This is a genomic window from Arthrobacter sp. Dra40 (assembly GCF_059091905.1).
On record NZ_JBNHHB010000001.1, the window covers coordinates 1 to 16,415 of the forward strand.

The window sequence follows — 16,415 nt, forward strand, 5'->3', positions numbered from 1 at the left end:
GTATGGATATCAAGGGCCACACCGTCAACAAGGTCATGATCGCGCAGGGCGCCGACATCGCCGAGGAGTACTACTTCTCCGTGCTGCTGGACCGGGCCAACCGCAACTACCTGGCCATGTGCTCGGTGGAGGGCGGCATGGAGATCGAGCAGCTGGCTGTCGAGCGGCCCGACGCCCTCGCCAAGGTTGCCGTTGACCCGGCCGTCGGCATCGACCAGGCCAAGGCCGACGAGATCGTCGCCGAAGCCGGTTTCGCCGAGGAACTGCGCCCGAAGGTCGCCGAGGTCATCATCAAGCTCTGGGACGTGTTCAAGAAGGAAGACACCACGCTGGTTGAGGTCAACCCGCTGGTCAAGACCGGCGCCGGCGACATTGTTGCCCTGGACGGCAAGGTCTCGCTGGACGAGAACGCCTCCTTCCGCCAGCCCGGCCACGAGGAACTCGAGGACAAGGACGCCGCGGATCCGCTCGAGGCCAAGGCCAAGGAGCTGGACCTGAACTACGTCAAGCTCGACGGCCAGGTTGGCATCATCGGCAACGGCGCGGGCCTGGTCATGTCCACCCTGGACGTCGTCGCCTACGCCGGCGAAAACCACGGCAACGTCAAGCCCGCCAACTTCCTGGACATCGGCGGCGGCGCCTCGGCCGAGGTCATGGCTGCAGGCCTGGACGTCATCCTCAATGACAGCCAAGTCAAGAGCGTGTTCGTGAACGTCTTCGGCGGCATCACCGCCTGCGACGCCGTGGCAAACGGCATTGTCAAGGCGCTGGAAATCCTGGGCGAGAAGGCCACCAAGCCGCTGGTCGTCCGCCTCGACGGCAACAACGTCGACGAAGGCCGGCAGATCCTGCTCAACGCCAACCACCCGCTGGTCACCCTGGCCCTGACCATGGACCAGGGCGCCGACAAGGCCGCCGAACTGGCCAACGCCTAAGGACCGAGGAACTAAGAATATGTCTATCTTCATCAACAAGGACTCGAAGGTCATCGTCCAGGGCATCACCGGCGGCGAAGGCTCCAAGCACACCGCGCGCATGCTTCACGCCGGCACCAACATTGTTGGCGGCGTGAACTCCCGCAAGGCCGGCACCACCGTCACCCATGGTGAGAAGACCCTGCCGGTGTTCGGCACGGTCAAGGAAGCCATGGCCGAGACCGGCGCCGACGTCTCCATCGTCTTCGTGCCGCCGGCCTTCACCAAGGACGCCGTGGTCGAGGCGATCGAGTCTGAAATCGGCCTGGTCGTGGTGATCACCGAGGGTGTGCCCGTGCAGGACTCCGCCGAGTTCTGGGCCCTGGCACAGTCGAAGAAGGATGCCAACGGCAACCAGATCACCCGCATCATCGGGCCGAACTGCCCCGGCATCATCACCCCAGGTGAGTCCCTGGTGGGCATCACCCCGGCGAACATCACCGGCAAGGGCGGCGTGGGCCTGGTTTCCAAGTCCGGCACGCTGACCTACCAGATGATGTACGAACTGCGCGACCTTGGCTTCTCCACCGCCATCGGTATCGGCGGCGACCCGGTCATCGGCACCACCCACATCGACGCCCTGGCTGCGTTCGAGGCGGACCCGGAGACCAAGGCGATCGTGATGATCGGCGAAATCGGCGGCGACGCCGAGGAACGTGCCGCCGAGTACATCAAGAACCACGTCACCAAGCCGGTTGTCGGCTACGTGGCCGGCTTCACCGCACCGGAGGGTAAGACCATGGGCCACGCCGGCGCCATCGTGTCCGGCTCCAGCGGCACCGCACAGGCCAAGAAGGAAGCCCTCGAGGCCGCGGGCGTCAAGGTCGGCAAGACCCCGTCCGAGACCGCGCACCTGCTGCGTGAGGTGTACCCGGAGCACGAGCCAGCCTCCAACCTCTAGGCACACCGCCACCCGCTGATGAAGCCCGCCACCTGCACACGGTGGCGGGCTTCACTGTTTCTGACGGCCGCGGAAACCCGTTTAGGCTGGACACAACACCACTGCTCAGGAGGCCACATGCGCGCTGCCATCATCCACGGACCGGGCGACATCCGGGTTGAAGACCGCCCCGACCCGGAAATCCTCGCCCCGACCGACGCCGTGGTGCGGGTGACGGCCTCCTGCGTCTGCGGCTCCGACTTGTGGCCGTACCGCGGCGCGCGGGAGCCAGGGGAGCCGCATCCGATCGGCCATGAGTTCATCGGCATGGTGGAGGCCATCGGCGATCAAGTCAGGACCTTGTCCGTCGGCGACTTGGTGATCGCGCCGTGGGCGATCAGCTGCGGCCAGTGCCCGCCCTGCCGTAACGGCGTGCAGACGTCGTGCGAGCACCGGGCCAGCTGGGGAGGCAGCGATGAGCACGGCCTGCCGGTCGACGGCGGCCAAAGCGAGGCGGTCCGGGTGCCGCTCGCCGACGGCACGCTCGTGGCCGTTCCCGGAGTAACCCAGCCGGATGACGCCCTGGCCAAGAGCCTGCTCACGCTCTCCGACGTGATGGGCACTGGCCACCATGCTGCCCTCAGCGCCAAGGCCGGCCCGGGGCGCACCGTCGTGGTGGTGGGCGACGGCGCCGTGGGACTCTGCGGAGTACTGGCCGCCAAGCGGCTGGGCGCGGAGCGCATCATCGCCATGTCACGCCACGAGGACCGTGCGGCGCTGGCCCGTGAGTTCGGCGCCACGGACATCGTCGCCGAACGAGGCAAGGCCGCAGCGGACCAAGTCAAGGCACTGCTCGGCGGCGTCCTGGCCGATTCCGTGCTCGAATGCGTGGGCACGGCGGAGTCGATGGACCAGGCGCTTCGCTGCACCAGGCCGGGCGGTGCGGTCGGGTTCGTGGGCGTACCGGTCGGCGGCGCCGAGTTGCCGGTCTGGACCCTGTTCCAGAAGAACATTGCCGTGGCCGGCGGCGCCGCCCCCACCCGCGAGTATTTGCCCGAGCTGCTCGAGAGCGTACTGGCCGGCACGATCGATCCCGGCAGGGTCTTCGACGCCGTGATGCCGCTGGAGGACGCTGCGAAAGCCTACAGCGCCATGGACGAACGTCGCGCCATTAAGGTGCTGCTGCGGCCCTGACCACGGCTGCTGCCCGGACCAGCACGCGGCCCTGACCGCGGACGAAGCCTGGATCATCACGCCGTCCGCCGTCTGCGCAACCCAGGGTCAGCTGCGCAACCGTTCCATGCCGGGATCGACCAGCGGTTCGGCGGCGACCGTGGCGGCAACCCGGCGGCCGAAGTACTCGATTTCCACCGCGTCGCCTTCGGACGTGTCCGCGGGCAGCCAGGCATAGGCCACCGGCCGCCCCACCGTGTAGCCGAACGCGGCGCTGGTGACGTACCCGGACAGGACGTTGTCCACATAGACCGGTTCTTTGCCCATCACCACCGACCGGCCGTCGTCGATGGTCAGGCAGCGCAGCCGGCGGGTCGGCGCCCCGGCGGCCGCCAGCGCGGAGGCGCCAACAAAGTCGCCCTTGTCCGCCTTGACCGCAAAGCCGACGCCGGCTTCCTCCGGCGTGTGCTCGGTGGTCATATCGGTGCCCCAGAGCCGGTACCCCTTCTCCAGCCGCAGGCTGTTGAAGGCCGCCCGGCCGGCGGCGACGAGGCCCTGCTCCTGCCCGGCCTCGAACAGGGCGTCCCAGAGCCTCAAGCCCTGGTCCGCGGAGGTGTACAGCTCCCAGCCCAGTTCGCCCACATAGGACAGCCGCATGGCCGTGACCGTGAGCCCGGCGATGCGCACCTGTGCCGTCCGGAAGTACTTCAGCGAGGCGTTGCTGAAGTCGTCGCTGCTGACCTTGGCCATGACCTCGCGCGCCAGCGGCCCCCACAGTCCAATGCAGCAGGTTCCCGGTGTGATGTCCTTGACCTGTGCCCACCGCGCCGGATCGGCCGCCGACTGCGCGGCCGCCTCGCCACGCAGGTACTCGTAGTCCGCGTTGTTGTTGATGCCGGCCTGGAACCGTTCCGGCGCCAGCCGCGCCACGGTGATGTCGCTGCGGACGCCGCCCGCGGCGTCCAGCAGCAGGCAGTAAGTCACCGCGCCGGGCCGCTTGTCCAGCTGCCCGGTGCTTAGCCTCTGCAGCAACGGCAGTGCGCCCGGGCCGGAGACCTCAACCCGCTTGAGCGGGGTCATGTCATACATGGCGACGGCGGTGCGCGTCTTCCATGCTTCGACGGCGGCGATGGGGGAGTGGTAGCGGGCGGCCCAGGCCTCGCGGTCAGGTTCCCGCCAGTCCTGCGGCAGGTCGGCCAGCAAAGGCGCGTTGGCTTCGTACCAATGCGGGCGCTCCCAGCCGCCGGACTCCAGGAACACCGCCCCGAGTTCCTGCTGGCGGCCGAAAAACGGGCTGGTGCGCAGGTTCCGCGGCGACTCACGCGGTTGCAGCGGGTGCAGCACGTCGTAGATCTCCACGAAGTTCTGCTGTGACGTCTGGCTGATGTAGTCCGACGCCAGTTGCACGTCTTCGAACCGGCGGACATCGCCGTCGTGCAGGTCCGTCTGCGACCTGCCGTCCACCAACAGCTCCGCCACCGCCTTGGCCACACCGGCGGAATGGGTCACCCACACGGCTTCCGCCACGTAGAACCCGGCGACCTCCGGTGACTCGCCGATCAGCGGACCGCCGTCGGGGGTGAAGGAAAAGATGCCGTTGAAGCCGTCGGTGATGCTGGCGCCGTGGAGCGCGGGCAGCAGCCGCTGGCTTTCCCGCCACGACGGGTCGAAGTCCGTCGGCGTGAAGTCCAGCCGCGACGGCATCCGGTCGTCGGACATGTCGGCGGCCGGGACGGCGGGCAGTCCGGCCAGGTCCACCGGCATGGGGCGGTGGGCGTAGGACCCGATCCCCAGCCGGTCGCCGTGCTCGCGGAAGTACAGGTCCGCGTCCTGGTGCCGCAGGATGGGCAGCCGGGCACCATTGGGCAGCTCATTCCGGCCGGCCAGTTCCGGCAAGGCGGAGGTCTTGACGTATTGGTGCGCCAGCGGGAGCAGCGGCACGGTCATGCCGACCATCGCGCCCACCTTCGCGCCCCAAAATCCTGCGCAACAAACAACGACGTCGGCCGGCACCCTCCCGGTGTCGGTCGCCACCGCGGTGACCCGTCCGCCGTCGTGCTCGATGCCTGTCACGGTGGTGGAACCGCGGAACTCGATCCCCGCGGCGGAGGCGCGGGCAATCAGCAGCCGGACGGCGCGGGCAGCCAGCGCCAGGCCGTCGGATGGGATGTGCAGGCCGCCGAGCACGTTGCCGGCCGGCAGCAGCGGATGGTGTTTCTCGCACTCATCCGGATCAATCAGCCGGGCCTCCACTCCCCAGGACGCGGCGAAACCGGCCTTGCGCTTGAGGTCTTCGAACCGGGCGGGCGTGGTGGCCACCTCCAGTCCGCCCACTTGGTTGAAGCAGGAGATGCCGTCCGCCGTCAGCGAGAGCATTTTGCCCACCGTGTAGCCGGCGAATTCGGTCATGGCCTTGGACGGGTTCGTTTGGAACACCAGCCCCGGGGCGTGTGAGCTCGAGCCGCCGGCCAGATGCAGCGGGCCCTGCTCCAGGACGGTGACGTTTCTCCAGCCGCGGGCGGCCAGTTCGTCCGCCAGGTTGGCACCGACGATCCCGGCTCCAATAATGACGACGCGCGGGGTGCTGCTCATGCGGCAATGCTCCTTCAGATAGCCGGACGGGACAAGGGGTTGGAGGGGACGGAGTGCCACGGTGGAATGTCCAGGCGGCGGCGGGCTGATTCATTGCTGGCTGTCGGACGCCCCTGCTATACGTACCCGTCGACCTTCAGGCCGGGCGGGAGGTTCGGTGCCTCTTCCGATTCCCGGACCATGATGGTGCCGTCCTCGACGGTCACTTCGTGGACCCGGACCGGGAGTTTGGCCGGTGGCGCGTCCACCCCGCCCGTGCGCAGATTGAACTTCGACGCGTGCAGCGGGCACTCGACCTCACAGCCCTCCACCCAGCCGTCGGCGAGCGAGGCGTCCTGATGAGTGCAGGTGTCGTCAATGGCAAAGAGTTCGCCTTCTTCGGTGTGGAAGACCGCGATGGGAGGCGACGTGTCCAGCCGGATGGCGTCGCCGGGTGCCAACTGGCTCAAAGGGCAGGCTTCGTGCATGGGGGGGCGCCTTCTTTCTAGCCTCCGCGTAACGCGGAAAGTTCCGTTATGAACAACGATGCTCACAATAGGCAACAGTGTGCCCCGTCACATTCTGTTGTCAAGGGGCAGCCGGTATTTTTCCAGGCGCAAAAAAGAGGCATCGCAAAACCTCTTGACAGCAGGGCCGTGAATCTTCATTCTGTTTCACATAGCGCTTCTTGTTGCGTAGAGCGCTTCTTGAAGAACCCACCGGCTGCTGTTGCGAAAGGCCTCCTTATGCAGACCCTCGTCGTCATCGGGGCTTCCCTGTCCGGTCTCTCCGCTGCCCGCGCGGCACGCGCGCAGGGATTTGCAGGTCGACTGGTCATCGTGGGAGACGAACTCCATCCGCCCTATGACCGTCCGCCGCTGTCCAAGGACTTCCTGGCCGGGCGGATCTCTGAGGCGGACCTGGCGCTGTCTGAGGTCGACGACGATCTGGGAGCGGAGTGGATCCTCGGCGCGAAGGCCGAACGTCTCGACCCTGAGTCGATGACCGTAGAGCTCAGCAACGGGCGGAGTCTGGCCGCGGACGGATTGGTCCTGGCCACCGGCGCCTCGGCCCGGGTACTGCCTGAAGTCGATGGCTGCACCAACGTCTTCACTCTCCGCACGCTCGACGATGCCCGCGCGCTGCGCGGTCAGTTGCAGCCCGGCCGGAAAATGGTGGTGATCGGCGCCGGCTTCATCGGTGCCGAAACCGCGTCGACGGCCCGTGCCGCGGGCCTCGACGTCACGGTCATCGAGCGTTCCGCGGCCCCGCTCTCCGCTGCATTGGGAGCCGAAATGGGCGCTGCCGTGGCCGGTCTGCATGCCGCCGGGGGAGTGCAGATGCTGTGCGGCACGTCCATCGCGTCGTTCCGGATGCAGGGCGGCAGCGTCAGCCATGTAGTGCTCGATGACGGCCGGGAGCTTCCGGCAGACCTTGTGCTGGTGGGCGTCGGTGGACAACCGAATACCGACTGGCTGATCGGTTCCGGCATCCAACTGGGCAACGGCGTGCTCTGCGACGCCATGGGGCGCACCAACATCCCGTCGATAGTGGCCGTCGGCGACTGCGCGGCCTGGTGGAACCCTCGGCTGCAGGCGCACCACCGGGTTGAGCATTGGACCGGTGCCCTGGAGCGTCCGGCCATGGCTATTGCCGCCTTGTTGCAGGGCGGAGCGCCGCCGCGGGCGGTCAACCCGCCGTATTTCTGGTCCGACCAGTACGGCTCGCGCATCCAGTTCGCCGGTCATGTGCACGGCCACGACCGTGTCCAGGTTGAGCACGGATGCCTCGAAGACCACAGCTTCCTGGCCGTTTACTACGCCGGTGACGAGGCGGTCGCCGTGCTAGGTGTCAACCAGGTCCGCCAGTTCACCAAGTGGCGCAAGTTCTTGAACCGGGAAGCCGAACGCTACGTGGATGCGCCGGCGGGCGCGTTGGCCGCAGCCTCCTGACCGGCTTCCCCTAACCAGCATCGCTGACCGTTCTGTACACAAGGAGTACCGCATGACCGCTGAGATCGTCTCGGACAGCCTGATCGCCACCTTGCCCGGCCATACCTACGTTGACGATGACGTCTTCCGTGCCGAGCAGGAACGCATTTTCGAACAGATGTGGTTCTGTGCGGTCAAGTCCGCCGATCTGGACAAAGCCGGCGCCTACCGGACCGTGCAGATAGGACGCGAATCGGTCATCGTGACCCGTAACCGCAAGGGCGCGGTCCGGGCGTACTACAACATCTGCCGGCACCGGGGCGTCAAACTCTGCATGGAAGAGAGCGGGGAAGCAGGACGGTCGTTCCAATGTCCCTACCACGCCTGGACGTACGACTTCGATGGCAAGCTCATCGCGGCGCCCAACCTGACCAAGATGCCGGACATCGATCGGCAGAAGTATGGGCTGGTGGACGTGCCGGTCCGTGAATACATGGGCTACGTCTGGCTGTGCCTGGCGGAGGAACCGCCGTCCTTCGACGACGATGTGGTCGGAGCGATCGAAGAGCGGCTGGGTGACGCCGGTGCGATCGCCGGCTACGACATCGCGAACCTCAGCCTGGGCCGGCGGATCAGCTACGACGTGAAGGCCAACTGGAAGCTCATCATCGAAAACTTCATGGAGTGCTACCACTGCGCCACCATCCACCCGGAGCTGACGGAAGTCCTGCCCGAATTCGCCGACGGACTGGCTGCGCAGTACTTCGTGGGCCACGGCGCCGAATTCGGTGAGGACATCCAGGGCTTCACCGTGGACGGCTCCGAAGGGCTTGAACGCATTCCGGGCATCAGCGAGGACCAAGACCGGCGCTACTACGCCATCACCATCAAACCAACGGTCTTCGTCAACCTGGTGCCCGACCATGTGATCATCCACCGGATGTTCCCGCTGGCCGCCGACCGGACCGTGGTGGAATGCGACTGGCTGTACATGCCCAGCGTGGTGGAAGCAGGCAGGGACCTCACCGCATCGGTGGAACTGTTCCACCGGGTCAACCAGCAGGACTTCGACGCCTGCGAACGCTGCCAGCCGGCGATGAGTTCCAAGATTTACGCCAAGGGCGGGGTTCTGGTTCCCAGCGAACACCACATCAGCGCGTTCCACGAGTGGGTCACGGCCCGTCTGGCCGAGCCGGCCGCCGTCGTCAATTGACGGCCGCGGCCTATATTGGCGGCCGGCCGGCGACCGCCTTCGATCGGGTAGACGGGGCCACTTCAACCGGGTAGACGTCGCCACACCGGCACGGTTCAGCTCTCCCGGGAGTAGCCCATCCGGGCGCTGATGTCCTGCCCTGCCTGCTTGATGTCCTCGATCAGGCCGGGCATCTCCTGGGGCTTGAACCGGAACGCGGGACCGGAAATGCTGACCGAACCGATCACGGATCCCAAGTGGTCCCAGACGGGGACGGCAATGGAGTTGAGGCCGATCTCGAATTCTTCCTGGACAATGGCGTAACCGTTGGCGGAGACCTGCAGCAGCTCTTTTTCCAGCTTCTGCCGGGACGTGGTCGTTTTGGCCGTCAGCGCCGGCAACCGCGTCTGCTTGACGATCTTCAACCGGTCTTCCGAGCTGAGCCCGGCCAGCAGCACCTTGCCGCTGGAGGTGGCATGCAGGGGGGTCAGGCTGCCGATCCAGTCGGACATCGCCAGAGTGGAGGTGCCCCGGGCCTGGTCCACGTTGACGGCAAAGTTTGAACGCAGCACGGCCAGGTTCACAGTTTCCTTGTACTGTTCAGCCAGTTGCTCCAGCACCGGCCGGGCCTCACGGACCAGGCTCAGATTCCCGGGGATGGAATTGGCCAGTCGCAGAATGCCGAACCCCAGCTGGTACTTTCCGCGCTCGGTGTTCTGCTGGACCATGCCCCGGTGATCCAGCGAGGCCAGCAGCCGTGAGGCGGTGGACTTGTGCACGCCCATTTCCTCGGCGATGTCACTGACCCCGGATTCCCCGCGCCGGGCCAGGATCTCCAGCACGGTGATGGCGCGGTCCACGGACTGCACTCCCCGGTTCAGGTTGTCCGGTGATGCCTCGTCGTCGAGCTCTTCAGGTTCAGCCATGGGACCATAGTCTCAAATTCCCTCCGGATCGACGCTGTTGGGGCATGGCAGGGAGCGTCGCCTAGCCGGTGGTGGCGTCGCCGGCGCGGGCCGCCTTCGCCGAGCGGTGCGAACCGAACGCCGTGTAGTCGGCCGTGCCGGGCTCGCCCCAGACGACCAGCACGCGCAGCGGGCCGGAGCCGGTATTGGCCAGATCGTGCTCCGAGCCCACCGGCGCCAGCACCGCATCTCCAACGGCCACATCGTGAACCTGGCCGTCCACCGTCATCCGCGCAGTCCCCTCCATCACCACATAGAGTTCCTCGAGCGCGCGGCTGCTGTCCGGATGGGAATGCATGCCTTCAGTCCCGCCCGGCGGCAGCTCCCAGGTCTGCACGGCCACCGGCAGGCGGGACTGTTCCTGGAACAGCCACTGCATCTTCACCGGTGCCGTGCCGCCGTGGAGGTTGTAGTCAAAGGCATAATCGCCGCGTCGTTCCAGCATGGCTTCAGCGTACGCCGACGGCTTCGGGATCGATTTGACGGGACGGCTGCGGCGCCACGACGGGAAACTCGTGGGACAGGGCCGCGGCCATCCCGGCGGAGGCCCGCTCCAGCAGGATGATGCCCTTGGCAGCCGTAGCCTCGGCGGCGGAGGAGAGGCAGCCGGAGGCCGGAGTCAGTTCGGGCCTGACCGGCAGGACGTCGTAGTTGGGCAGGACGGCCGGCGGGGCATCCACCACCTTGTCCATCCGGACCCGCTCCGGATACAGATGCAGCATCAGCGATGTCTCCAGCACGCCGCCGTGTTCCAGGTCCCAGCCGGTGAAGCCGTTCGGATACAACTCGGCGATGGTGGCGTCGTCAACAAAGTCCCAGTAGGAGAGCAGGACCACCTTGGCATCGTCGATGCCGCTCTGGTGCAGCTCGCGGAGCGCCAAGTCGACGCCTTCGTAGAGGAACTGGTAATTCTCGAAGTGGCCGTTGATGAAGGCGATGTTCCGCGCTCCGTGCCGGGCAAATTCCAGCGTCAGGGTCTTGGCGATGGCAATCATGGTGGAGGCGTCCAGGCTGGTGGTGCCGGGGAGGTGGTTGCCGCCCCCCGAACGCTGCTGGGACTTGTAGCCGTAGACCACCGGTGCGGCCACCAACCCGTCGATGGCCTCGGCTGTTGCTCCGGCCAGGGCCTTGGAGAGGAGCACGTCGACATTGAGCGGCATGTGCGGGCCGTGCTGTTCGATGGATCCAACGGGTATCAGCACCACGGCGTTGTCCTGGGTGATGCGTTCGCGATAGGTAAAGGCGTCGAGTTCTTCCATGTACACGCTGGTGCGCATGCTGTCTCCAAGATCGTGGTTGCCGGTCCGGCCGCGAGGGCAGGGCCTGTTAATGCCGTAAATAAGGTGCTGCTGTGGCGGGACCGAGCGGTCCCGCCACAGCAGGGTGAGGGTCAGGCCTGGATGATGTTGTTTTCCGGGCCGAAACCGAATTTGGTGATGTTTTCGACGCCGTCTTCGCTGATCACGAGGATGTCGTGTTCGCGGTAGCCGCCGGCACCGGGTTCGCCGTCGGCTACGGTGATCATCGGTTCCATGGAAACGACCATGCCCGGTTCCAGGACGGTGTCGATGTCCTCGCGCAGTTCCAGGCCGGCTTCGCGTCCGTAGTAGTGCGAGAGGACGCCGAAGGAGTGGCCGTAGCCGAAGGTGCGGTTCGGCAGCAGCCCGTGGCCGATGTAGATCTCGTTCAGCTCCGCTGCGATGTCCTTGCAGACGGCGCCGGGCTTGATCAGTTCCAGGCCGCGGCGGTGGACCTCCACGTTGACGTTCCACAGTTCGAGGGAACGCTCGTCCGGCTCGCCCAGGAACAGGGTCCGTTCCAGTGCGGTGTAGTAGCCGGAGGTCATCGGGAAGCAGTTCAGGGACAGAATGTCTCCGCGCTGCAGTTTGCGCGTGGTGGCCCAGTTGTGCGCGCCGTCGGTGTTGATGCCGGACTGGAACCAGACCCAGGTATCGCGGACTTCGCGGTGCGGGAACGTGCGGGCAATCTCGTGCACCATGGCTTCGGTGCCGATCAGCGCCACTTCGTACTCGCGGATGCCTTCGCGGATGGCGGCCTTGATGGCCTCGCCGCCAAGGTCGCCGATCCGTGCGCCGTGTTTGATGACCTCGATTTCCTCGGCCGACTTGATCATCCGCTGGCGCATGGCGTCTTGGGAGACGTCGAGCAGTTCGGCGCCCTCGAAGGCGGCCTGGATGCGCTGGCGGGTCATCAGCGGCAGTGCGTCGTCCTCGACACCGAGCCGGCGGGCGCTGACGCCGCGCTGGCGCAGGGCTTCCTGCAGGCCGAAGTAGAAGTTGTCCCGGCGCCAGTCGGTGTAGACGATGTTCTCGCCGTAGCTGGTGCGCCACGGCATGCCGGCGTCGATGTTCGCGGTGACCGTGACCGAGTCGTCGGCGGTGACCACCAGGGCGTAGTTGCGGCCGAACGTGGTGTACAGGAAGTCGGAGTAGTACTTGATGCCGTGGTAGCTGGTCAGGATGACCGCGTCGAGCTCTTTGGCGGCCATGATGGCACGCAGCCCGGTCAGGCGGCGTTCGAACTCCGCATCGGAGAAGGTCAGCTGCTGCTTTTCTCCGTTGTGCAGGACTTTCAGGCGCTCGAGTTCGGAAACGCTGTTGGCTGAGCTGGGGGCGATGGTCATGGATTCTCCTTTAGTGCAGTTCTTACATGTAGTCGAAGGGGTAAGGATTAAGGGGTGGGTGCAGCCGTCCGGTTCTCGGGAGCGGGAGGAGTGTCGGTGCCGACAGCTTCTTCAGCTTCCGTCAAGGCTGTTTCGCAGCTGCCGTGGTTCTTCAGGAACTCCTCGTCGGAACTGCTCTCCTTGAGGCCAAGCGGGATGCCGGCGGCGATGCGTGACTTGAACCGGGGGTATCCGAGGATGAAGTAGACACCCGCTGCCGTCACGGTTCCGCCCAGCCAGGAGAAATCGACACCGCCGACTGCTCGGGCGAGGGGACCCTGCAGGGCCGGGACGGAGCCGTACATGCACATCCAGGTCATGAAGATGCCGGCGAAGAAGGCGATGAAGGCTGACGGGTTGAATGCCTTGAGCTGGGTGTCGTCAACTGAGCGGAACAGGTAGCTGAAGTTCCTGTGGCGGCGCTCGAAGACGAAGTAGTGCACGGCCATGATGCCGCCCCAGGTGGCGACCCACGCTGCGATCGCGATGATCCAGTTGTGCAGCAGGTGGGCAAAGTCGGTAGCGAACATGAAACCGATGACCGCTGCCATGGCGAGACAGCCCACCAGGATGGAGAGTTTCTTGCGGGAGACCTGAATGTCCAGCGCCTGGGTGGCGACACTGAAGGTGTACATGTTGATGATGTTCGTGGCGATGGGGCCGTGGATGACCAGCAGGATGACCGGAATCGCGAAGGTTCCGTAGCTTTCGACGATGAGGTGGCCGGGATCGGCGGTGCCGTTCTTCGTGGCCAGGCTTGCACCCAGGACACCAAGCCAGACGACCGGGAGGAACTGACCCAAAACGCTGACGACGTAGAGCTTGGACGGCCGGATCTTCTTGCTGACGAAGCGGGAGTAATCAGGAGCGTAGGTGAACCAGCCAATGCCCCAGCCGATGCCGATGGCGGTCATAATGGACGACATGGCTGCGATCCGGGGCATTCCGGTGAGTACCTCGCCCACCGGGCCCTGGTAGGACCAGTCGATATCGAGCTGAGTCCAGGCCACGATCGACATGGCGATCAGAACCAGTACCGTTGGCGGCATCGTGATGCGCTCGAAGCGGGAGATGGCCCGGTAGCCGCGGTAGCAGATGGCTACCTGAATGCCCATGATGACCGCTGCTGTGGCGATCCGCCAACCTAGGTTCGTTTGAGCGGGGTCGACCCAGCCGATCATTCCGAACAGGGCCATGATGAGATCCAGGATCACCCACGTGTTGACGGCAGACCAGCCAATGGCGATCACCGCTTGGATCGCCGCGGGCAAGTATGCGCCGCGGCGGCCAAAAGCGCCCCTGGCTAAGAGCATGCCGGTGGCGCCCGTGCGCTGCCCCAGCAAGACGAAGAAGCCGAACCCGAGCATGCCGATGACATTGCCGGCAATCAGCACGGTGAGCGTGTCGGCCAGGCCGAGGCCCAGATGGATGCCCAGCGCGCCGAGGATCCAGTTGATCGGCGCGACGTTGGCGCCGGCCCAGATCCAGAACTGGCCGGAGAGCTTGGTGGTCCGGGCCGATTCGGGAACCGGCTGGAGGATGTCTTCTACGTGTTGGGTGCTTTGTTCGGACTTCGTGGCGGATCTCTGGCTCATAGCAGTTCTCCTGAGGGTATGGAACGGGAGGCGGAGCAGGACTGCATCCAGAGTAGGGGGTGATGTAGCTCACAGTGTATATTCGGAGCGTAACCACTTGGCTCCTCCGAAGGTGACACTCTGTCATCCGACTGGGCCCGTCGTGCAAAAGGGGCTTTTATGGTCGTGATGTTGTCGGAAGTGCTGCAGCTCGAACTGATGCAGCACGCCAACCCCTTAGTGCGGGCCGGGAAGGATCTGATCGAGGCCGGCAAGGTGAGGTGGGTCCATTCGAGCGAAGTGCTTGAGATTGCGCCGCTTCTGCGGGGTCAGGAGTTGCTGCTCAGCGGCGGGGATGCAGTGTTGAACCTGCGGCCGGCCGCCCAGCAGGAGTACGTGCGGAGCCTTGCGGCGCGGCACGTGACCGCCTTGGCGATTCAAACTGCGGGTGGCCGCTCCCTGTCGGCCGAGCTCGTCGAGGCGGCCGAGGAAGCCGGGCTGCCGTTGATTGAGCTGCGGCGCGTAGTGCCGTTCGTGGAGATCGCGGAGGCGGTCAACCGGAAAGTGGTCTCCGAACACGTCACGGCCCTGCAGACTGCGGATTCCATCTCACAGCGCCTGGCGGAACACCTTGCTACGTCCGGTCCCGCGCTAAAGCCTTTGGTCGACATCGTTTCCCACGCGCTGCGGATCGAAGTGGCACTGTTGGATCCCAGTGGGAGCGTCCTGGAGTTCGCCGGCGGTTTCCCTCCCGATTCCACCTCTGTCAATGTGGAATCCGACATTTTTGTCGGCAGCCTGGTGTCCGCCCGGTTGCGGCTGCAAAGCCGGATGGATGTCCCGCCGGAGTTGTTGAAGACGGTGGGGGAGCGGATTGGCAGCATCCTGGCTCTGGCCGTGTCACAGCAGCACCGGCCCACGGCACAGCAGATTGCCCATACAGCTCTCATGCGGGCCGTCGTCAGTGGGGCCGGTGCCTCACAGATCCACGAACTGTGCACAGCTGCCGGAGTGTCGACGGCTCAGCCGGCCTTCGTCATGGTGTTTCGCCGGATCGGACAGAGCAGAGTGCGGGGAGTGGCAGAAAAAATCCTCAGGGCCAGGTGTCCCGACGCCCTGACCTATTTGGATGGCGAAAGCCTCTGGGCCATGGTCCAACTCAGTGTCAGTGGGACGCGCCAGGAGCGACGGGAAATTCTGGAAGGGCTGCGTGCCGACCTTCGCGGCCTGGCCGTGGCTGGGGCACTCGGGCCAACAGTCGCCACACCCTTGCACGCCCACTCGTCGCTGGTCGAAGCCCGGCTCACCCAAGCGGTTGGGGCTCCCGACGATCTGGAGTCCAACCTCCGCGATTGCGAAGATTTCCTCCTCGATCGGCTGGCGGCCCGTGAGCTTTCCGGGCCGGTGATCGGCCGCATCACCCAAGAACTGCTGGGCGAACTGATGGACTATGACGGCAAGCGGGGAACGAGGCTGCTCGATACCCTCGATGCCTGGCTGATCAGCGGATGCAATTCTGCCGAAGCTGCGCGGGTCCTCTTTATAGAGCGCCAAACCTTGCACAAGCGGCTGCGCAAAATTTTCGATCTGATCGGCGGCGACCCGCGCGGCAGCGCGAAATTGCCCGGACTCTATTTGGCAGTCCATCTGGCGAAGAACCCCTCGCCGGTAGGCGTCGGCGTCTAGGGCGGCGGGCTAGAGCACGGCGCGGATGGTTTTTTCGAAGCTGGTGATGTGTTCCAGGGCGAGGCCGGATGCGCGGTCCGCATCGCCGTCGACGATTGAGTCCAGCAGTTCCACGTGCTCGGTGATGTGGCCGGCGACGGAGGGCACCTTGTCCAGCACCAGGCACCAGATCCGGGTGGCCAGGTTGTCCAGCCGGATCAGCGTGTCTTCGAGGTGCGGGTTGCCGGCGGCGCGGTAGATGGCCCGGTGCACGCTGAGGTCGTAGCGCATCAGGTCATGCTTTTCCGGCCGGTCGTCGTCGAGCTTCTCGATCTCCCGGGCTAGCTCCGAGAGTTCCGTGCGCATGGTGGCGCCGGCGGATTCCGCGGCCTTGCGGGCGGCGAGGGGTTCCAGCACGCGGCGCAGCTCCGATACCGCGGCCAGTTCGGTGATGTCCACGATGGTGGCGAAGGTGCCGCGGCGCGGATAGGAGATGACCAGGTGGTCGATCTCCAGTTTCTTCAGGGCCTCGCGCACGGGAGTCCGGCCGAAGCCCAGTTGGGCCGCCAGCTGGCCGTCGTTGATCGGGGCGCCGGGCCGGATGTCCAGCATGATCAGCTTGTCCCGCAGGGCTCGGTAGGCCTGCTCCGCCAGCGACAGGGACTCGGTGCCGGCATCGGATTCGGCGGTGACGCTCATGGTGCTCCTTGCTGGGCTGGGGGCCACGGATGGTCGGGCGGGGCGGTAGAGGATGGCTGCTGGACCAACCTCTTGACTCGTTGTGATGTCCATCATACTATTGCAACC

14 protein-coding genes are annotated in these 16,415 nt (G+C 65.7%); 6 read left to right on the top strand and 8 right to left on the bottom strand.

Annotation, left to right across the window (positions count from 1 at the left end):
* The 3 genes from sucC to AC5RWT_RS00015 all read left to right on the top strand — a co-directional run.
* Positions 1–935: ADP-forming succinate--CoA ligase subunit beta (gene sucC, locus AC5RWT_RS00005; RefSeq protein WP_494078594.1), on the top strand; the 935-nt coding region annotated here is incomplete at its 5' end.
* A gap of 19 nt (positions 936–954) precedes the next feature.
* A complete protein-coding gene (gene sucD, locus AC5RWT_RS00010; RefSeq protein ID WP_494078595.1) occupies positions 955–1,875 on the top strand; it encodes a succinate--CoA ligase subunit alpha in 921 nt (306 codons plus the stop codon).
* A 117-nt stretch (positions 1,876–1,992) separates the two neighbouring features.
* Positions 1,993–3,048, top strand: a complete 1,056-nt coding sequence (locus AC5RWT_RS00015) for a zinc-dependent alcohol dehydrogenase family protein (protein WP_494078596.1) — start codon at positions 1,993–1,995, stop codon at positions 3,046–3,048.
* A gap of 87 nt (positions 3,049–3,135) precedes the next feature.
* Here the strand turns inward: AC5RWT_RS00015 and AC5RWT_RS00020 are convergent, their stop codons facing one another.
* Both AC5RWT_RS00020 and AC5RWT_RS00025 read right to left on the bottom strand, forming a co-directional pair.
* Complete coding sequence (locus tag AC5RWT_RS00020) at positions 3,136–5,619, bottom strand: GcvT family protein (RefSeq protein ID WP_494078597.1); 2,484 nt, start codon at positions 5,617–5,619, stop codon at positions 3,136–3,138.
* A 116-nt stretch (positions 5,620–5,735) separates the two neighbouring features.
* Positions 5,736–6,086: a bifunctional 3-phenylpropionate/cinnamic acid dioxygenase ferredoxin subunit gene (locus AC5RWT_RS00025; protein WP_494078598.1), complete on the bottom strand. Its 351-nt coding sequence runs from the start codon at positions 6,084–6,086 to the stop codon at positions 5,736–5,738.
* A 258-nt stretch (positions 6,087–6,344) separates the two neighbouring features.
* Here AC5RWT_RS00025 and AC5RWT_RS00030 point away from each other — a divergent pair, with 258 nt between their 5' ends.
* Both AC5RWT_RS00030 and AC5RWT_RS00035 read left to right on the top strand, forming a co-directional pair.
* A complete protein-coding gene (locus tag AC5RWT_RS00030) occupies positions 6,345–7,550 on the top strand; it encodes an NAD(P)/FAD-dependent oxidoreductase (RefSeq protein WP_494078599.1) in 1,206 nt (401 codons plus the stop codon).
* Positions 7,551–7,602: 52 nt separating this feature from the next.
* On the top strand, positions 7,603–8,742 hold the full coding sequence (locus tag AC5RWT_RS00035) for an aromatic ring-hydroxylating oxygenase subunit alpha (RefSeq protein WP_494078600.1): 1,140 nt from the start codon (positions 7,603–7,605) through the stop codon (positions 8,740–8,742).
* Positions 8,743–8,837: 95 nt separating this feature from the next.
* Here AC5RWT_RS00035 and AC5RWT_RS00040 read toward each other — a convergent pair whose 3' ends face one another.
* From AC5RWT_RS00040 to AC5RWT_RS00060, 5 genes are all read right to left on the bottom strand, one after another.
* Entirely contained in the window at positions 8,838–9,647 is an 810-nt protein-coding gene (locus AC5RWT_RS00040; RefSeq protein WP_494078601.1) for an IclR family transcriptional regulator, read from the bottom strand.
* 61 nt (positions 9,648–9,708) lie between these two features.
* Positions 9,709–10,131, bottom strand: coding sequence for a cupin domain-containing protein (locus tag AC5RWT_RS00045; protein ID WP_494078602.1), 423 nt, complete (start codon positions 10,129–10,131; stop codon positions 9,709–9,711).
* 4 nt (positions 10,132–10,135) lie between these two features.
* Positions 10,136–10,963, bottom strand: a complete 828-nt coding sequence (locus tag AC5RWT_RS00050) for a creatininase (protein WP_494078603.1) — start codon at positions 10,961–10,963, stop codon at positions 10,136–10,138.
* A 113-nt stretch (positions 10,964–11,076) separates the two neighbouring features.
* Complete coding sequence (locus AC5RWT_RS00055) at positions 11,077–12,330, bottom strand: M24 family metallopeptidase (RefSeq protein ID WP_494078604.1); 1,254 nt, start codon at positions 12,328–12,330, stop codon at positions 11,077–11,079.
* Between the two features lie 47 nt (positions 12,331–12,377).
* Entirely contained in the window at positions 12,378–13,964 is a 1,587-nt protein-coding gene (locus tag AC5RWT_RS00060) for a purine-cytosine permease family protein (RefSeq protein WP_494078605.1), read from the bottom strand.
* Between the two features lie 159 nt (positions 13,965–14,123).
* Between AC5RWT_RS00060 and AC5RWT_RS00065 the strand changes: the two genes are divergently transcribed.
* Positions 14,124–15,629 (top strand): PucR family transcriptional regulator, encoded by a 1,506-nt coding sequence (locus AC5RWT_RS00065; RefSeq protein ID WP_494078606.1) that lies wholly within the window; start codon positions 14,124–14,126, stop codon positions 15,627–15,629.
* Positions 15,630–15,638: 9 nt separating this feature from the next.
* Here AC5RWT_RS00065 and AC5RWT_RS00070 read toward each other — a convergent pair whose 3' ends face one another.
* Complete coding sequence (locus tag AC5RWT_RS00070; RefSeq protein ID WP_494078607.1) at positions 15,639–16,307, bottom strand: GntR family transcriptional regulator; 669 nt, start codon at positions 16,305–16,307, stop codon at positions 15,639–15,641.
* Positions 16,308–16,415 lie beyond the last annotated feature (108 nt).

Excerpts from the sequence above, each read along its gene's own strand:
- sucD (WP_494078595.1), top strand. The coding sequence starts at position 955 with ATGTCTATCTTCATCAACAAGGACTCGAAGGTCATCGTCCAGGGCATC.
- AC5RWT_RS00015 (WP_494078596.1), top strand. The coding sequence starts at position 1,993 with ATGCGCGCTGCCATCATCCACGGACCGGGCGACATCCGGGTTGAAGAC.
- AC5RWT_RS00020 (WP_494078597.1), bottom strand. The coding sequence starts at position 5,619 with ATGAGCAGCACCCCGCGCGTCGTCATTATTGGAGCCGGGATCGTCGGT.
- AC5RWT_RS00025 (WP_494078598.1), bottom strand. The coding sequence starts at position 6,086 with ATGCACGAAGCCTGCCCTTTGAGCCAGTTGGCACCCGGCGACGCCATC.
- AC5RWT_RS00030 (WP_494078599.1), top strand. The coding sequence starts at position 6,345 with ATGCAGACCCTCGTCGTCATCGGGGCTTCCCTGTCCGGTCTCTCCGCT.
- AC5RWT_RS00035 (WP_494078600.1), top strand. The coding sequence starts at position 7,603 with ATGACCGCTGAGATCGTCTCGGACAGCCTGATCGCCACCTTGCCCGGC.
- AC5RWT_RS00040 (WP_494078601.1), bottom strand. The coding sequence starts at position 9,647 with ATGGCTGAACCTGAAGAGCTCGACGACGAGGCATCACCGGACAACCTG.
- AC5RWT_RS00045 (WP_494078602.1), bottom strand. The coding sequence starts at position 10,131 with ATGCTGGAACGACGCGGCGATTATGCCTTTGACTACAACCTCCACGGC.
- AC5RWT_RS00050 (WP_494078603.1), bottom strand. The coding sequence starts at position 10,963 with ATGCGCACCAGCGTGTACATGGAAGAACTCGACGCCTTTACCTATCGC.
- AC5RWT_RS00055 (WP_494078604.1), bottom strand. The coding sequence starts at position 12,330 with ATGACCATCGCCCCCAGCTCAGCCAACAGCGTTTCCGAACTCGAGCGC.
- AC5RWT_RS00060 (WP_494078605.1), bottom strand. The coding sequence starts at position 13,964 with ATGAGCCAGAGATCCGCCACGAAGTCCGAACAAAGCACCCAACACGTA.
- AC5RWT_RS00065 (WP_494078606.1), top strand. The coding sequence starts at position 14,124 with ATGGTCGTGATGTTGTCGGAAGTGCTGCAGCTCGAACTGATGCAGCAC.
- AC5RWT_RS00070 (WP_494078607.1), bottom strand. The coding sequence starts at position 16,307 with ATGAGCGTCACCGCCGAATCCGATGCCGGCACCGAGTCCCTGTCGCTG.